Origin of the sequence: Streptomyces rubellomurinus (genome assembly GCF_000961885.1) — a bacterium.
Taxonomy (GTDB): domain Bacteria; phylum Actinomycetota; class Actinomycetes; order Streptomycetales; family Streptomycetaceae; genus Kitasatospora; species Kitasatospora rubellomurina.
In genome coordinates this window covers 1-4051 of the sequence record NZ_JZKH01000200.1, presented here as the reverse complement: position 1 = coordinate 4051, position 4051 = coordinate 1, and the positions used below count along the sequence as shown (strand labels likewise).

Below are 4051 nucleotides of genomic sequence, written 5' to 3'. Positions count from 1 at the left end.
CCGTCCGCGGAGACCACCACGGTGTGGGACACCCCGGGGGTGTTGTCCACGAAATTGGTGATCAGCCAGTTCAGGTTCTGTGCGGCCTGGCTCATCTGGGTCAACTCAACGCTCCTGGTGGTTCGAGCCGCCGAAGAGATCGGTGCTTCGGTTCTGTCCGTTGCCGGACTGGTCTACCTGATCGGGGTCGATCCGGAAGCTTCCGGTGTTGCCGACGCTGCGGCCCTGCTCCACGCCGCGGCGCAGGTTGGTGAGACGGCCGCGGACCTCCTCCGGGTTGCGGGAGACTGCCGGCCCGTCCATCGGGGTGGGCTTGGCGTTCCCGGGCACCAGGTTCTGCTTGGGCACGCGCCGCGGCAGTCCGGAGTCGGTGGTGCCGCTGGAGGCGGGCTCGCGCAGCTGCTCGGCCCGCTGCCAGTCGCCGTCGTTGGGCGACTGCCAGGGGGAGGCGGTCGGGCCGGTCGGGCCGTATCCGCCGAGGGCCGACACGTCGTGGCCGTCGCGCGGCTCCTGGACGGCCGAGGTGTCCTTGGCGCCGGCGAACCAGTTCGGGCTGTCGCCGGACGGGACGGCGCCGGCCGGCGCGGAGCCGAGGCCCCCGCCCGCCAGCTGCTGGCCGGGGCGGCGCTGCGGCAGCCCGGACGGCAGGGTGGTGGTGGGCTCGGCGGCCGGCAGGGCGGGCGGCTCCGGGGCGTACGGGTGGCCGGCCGGGGCCTCCTGGGCCTGCTGACCGTACTGGTCCTGGCCGTGGTAGCCGTCCTGCTGGTAGCCGCCCTGCTCGTAGCCGTACTGGTCGTCGGCGTAGGCGGCGTTCTGGTCGTAGCCCTGCTGCTGCGGGTACGGGTCGTACCCGTCCTGGGCGTAGCCGTCCTGCGCGTAGCCGTACTGGTCGTCGGCGTAGGCGGGCTGCTGCTGGTAGCCCTGCGGGGCGTACGGGTCGTAGCCCTGCTGGTAGTCCTCCTCGACCTCGGCGTCGAGCACCGGGTCGTGCGGGCCGCTCTCCAGGGCCGCGCGGCGGACCTGGTCGAGGCGCTGCGAGCGCTGGACGGCCTCCAGGGCCGGGCTGAACCCGCTGGAGCCGGCGTTGCCGGCGCCCGTGAGGTGGTCGTCGAAGCCCAGCTCGGCGGCGCTGCGGGCGCGGCCGTCCTGGGGCCACTGGGAGGTCGGCTCCTGGTCGGCGAAGATCCGGGAGACGGTGAACTGCTCCTCCGGCTCCGGGGCCGGGCCGGACTGGGTGACGAACGGCGGGAGCATGACCAGCGAGGTGGTGCCGGCCGACTCGCCGGAGGGGCGGAGCTGGACGCGGATGTCGTGCCGCTGGGACAGCCGGCCGACCACGAACAGGCCCATGCGGCGGGAGATGGTGGCGTCGACCGTGGGCGGCTCGGCCAGCTTCTCGTTGATCTCGGCGAAGTCGTCGGCGGTGAGGCCGATGCCCTTGTCGTGGATCTCGACCAGCACCCGGCCGTCCGGCAGGCGGGTGGCGTTGACCAGCACCCGGGTCTGCGGGCTGGAGAACGAGGTGGCGTTCTCCAGCAGCTCGGCGAGCAGGTGGACGAGGTCGGTCACGGCGGCGCCGACGACCTCGACCTCCGGGATGCCGGAGAGCTCGACGCGCTCGTACTGCTCCACCTCGGAGGCGGCGGCGCGGAGCACGTCGACCAGCGGCACCGGGGTGTTCCAGCGGCGGCCGGCCTCCTCGCCCGCGAGGACGAGCAGGTTCTCACCGTTGCGGCGCATACGGGTGGCGAGGTGGTCCAGCTTGAAGAGGTTCTCCAGCTGGTCCGGGTCGGCCTCGTTGTTCTCCAGGTCGGTGATCAGCGCCAGCTGGCGCTGGATCAGGCTCTGGCTGCGGCGCGACAGGTTGGTGAAGATCGCGTTGACGTTGCCTCGCAGCAGTGCCTGCTCGGCGGCGAGTTCGACGGCCTGCCGGTGGACCTGGTCGAAGGCCCGGGCGACTTCGCCGATCTCGTCCTTGCCGTGCAGCGGGATCGGCGTCACCGAGGTGTCGACCCGGTCGGGGTCGGTCTTGGAGAGCTTCTCGACCAGGTCCGGCAGGCGGTGGTCGGCGATCTCAAGGGCGGCGTTGCGCAGGGTGCGCATGCCGAGGACCATCGAGCGGGCGACGTAGCCGGTCATCACACCGGCCAGGACGAGCGCGACGAGGACGATGCCGGAGTTCAGGATGGCGTCGTAGAGCGCGTTGTCCTTGAGGTTGCGGGAGTCCGTGAGGACGTCGTTGAGCAGCGCGACTTCGGTGTTCCGCAGCGCCTGGATGTGGGTGTTGGCGGCCTGGTTCCAGTTGTCCGGGGTCAGACCGGCGGCGACGACCTCGGCGAACGCGGCGTCGGCCGCGGCCTTGCCCTTGCCCTGGCCGATGGCGGCGGCCTCGGCGTAGTTGGCGGCGATGGCCAGCAGGCTCTGCATGTTCGGCGCGGCGCCGTTGGGCATCTTGTAGGCCGAGCGGTCCTGGGCGGTGGCCAGGGCGACCTGCGCGTCCGCGTACTTGCGGGCGTCCTCGGGGGCGCTACCGGTGTTGAACTCGTTGAGCGAGACCTGTTCCAGCTTCTCGGAGACCAGGATCTGCTGGGTCATGTCCTGGTTCTCGTACCGCGTGGTCGTGCCCTGCGCGGCGCCGATCAGGATGTTCAGCATCAGCGCGCGCTCGGACGAGGCGGCGGCCTTGGCCAGCGACATCGCGTAGATCGCGCGGCCCTTGCTGGTGGCGTTGGAGGAGCCGTTGCCGACCGAGTTGTCGAAGGCCAGCAGCGGGGAGAACATCGTCGAGTACGCGTTGGCGGTGGCGCTGGCGAACAGCTCGCCGCTGTAGGCGTTGGCCCGCAGGTGCGGGAGGTCCGCGACGAGGATCTGGAAGGCCTCGTGGCGGCGCGGCAGCTCGCCGGACTTGTCGGAGGCCTCGTAGGCGGCGTTGTACGCCTTCAGGGCGGCATCCGTGTCCGCGCGGCGCTTGGCGACCTCGCCGTTCGGGTCCTGCTTGGTCATCAGGGGTATCAGCGTCTTGTCGCGCTCGTTCTCGAGCGCCTCGGCGAGCTCGGTGGCCGCCTTGGCGAGCTCGGCGGTCTTCTCGGCCCGGGAGGCCTTGATGAAGCCGTCGATCGAGGTGTTCACGCGGAGGCCGCCGAAGACGATGCTGATGATCACGGGGATCAGCAGGATCGCGATCAGACGGGTCGGCACGCGCCAGTTGCGCGGGCGGAGGAAGTCGTAGCGGCCGGCGCCGTCGTCGCCCCGGGCCTGCGCGCCGCCGGTCCGGAGTTCCTTGGGCTTGGCCGCGGGATCCGGTGCGGGCGCGGTCTGGCCGCGCTCCTCGGCGGGGGTGAACGCGGAGAATCCGGCCGGGGCCGCTGCGCTACCGTTCGGCTCGCTCTGGCGGGGCTCGGAGCGCCGCTGCGGGGCGGGTTGCTGCTTACGCCTCACTCGACAACTACCTCTCGGCCGTCTGACGGCCATGGATCAATCCAGCGCTACCCCCGTGCCCCGGGCCCGGCGCCGGATGCGGGCCGACACGAGAACGACAGGGGTAGCTGGAATTTCAGCACGTGCGGGGATACGGGACAAACAGCCGCCGGTCCGGGCACGCGTCGGCACAATACGGACATTCGTTGACATGACGGAGCAAAACCGTGGTCATCTGGCGCTGAACGGCGCTGATTAGCCACACTGAGTCATTGTTGATCACCAAATGCCTACCGAACTGTTATCGGCTGCTTATACACGGGCCTTGCGCGGGCCTCCCCGAGGACACCGGCCGTTCGGCACGACAGCCCCGGTACCCCGTCCGACCGGACGGGGTACCGGGGCTGCTGCTCGTGCACTCGCCCCGCAGGCGGCTCGGCGCGGGTGTCAGCGGAGTCGGGCCAGGAGGGCGTGTTCGACGAGGGTGATGAGGGCGCTCTTGGCGCTGTCGCGGCGGCGGGCGTCAAGGGTGACGACCGGGGTGTCGGCGCCGAGTTGGAGGGCTTCGCGGACTTCGTCGGGGGTGTGGGGCTGGTGTCCGTCGAAGCCGTTGAGGGCGACGACGAAGGGCAGG

Annotated in this window: 1 protein-coding gene and 2 pseudogenes; all 3 read right to left on the bottom strand. The window is 71.1% G+C overall.

Features of this window, described 5'->3' with window-relative positions; all coding sequences use genetic code 11:
* Positions 1 to 95, bottom strand: a pseudogene (locus tag VM95_RS37175) (roadblock/LC7 domain-containing protein); the annotation flags it as partial.
* Between the two features lie 10 nt (positions 96 to 105).
* A complete protein-coding gene (locus VM95_RS37170; RefSeq protein WP_052707812.1) occupies positions 106 to 3438 on the bottom strand; it encodes a sensor histidine kinase in 3333 nt (1110 codons plus the stop codon).
* A 426-nt stretch (positions 3439 to 3864) separates the two neighbouring features.
* Positions 3865 to 4051 (bottom strand): annotated as a pseudogene (locus VM95_RS37165) (ATP-binding protein); the annotation flags it as partial.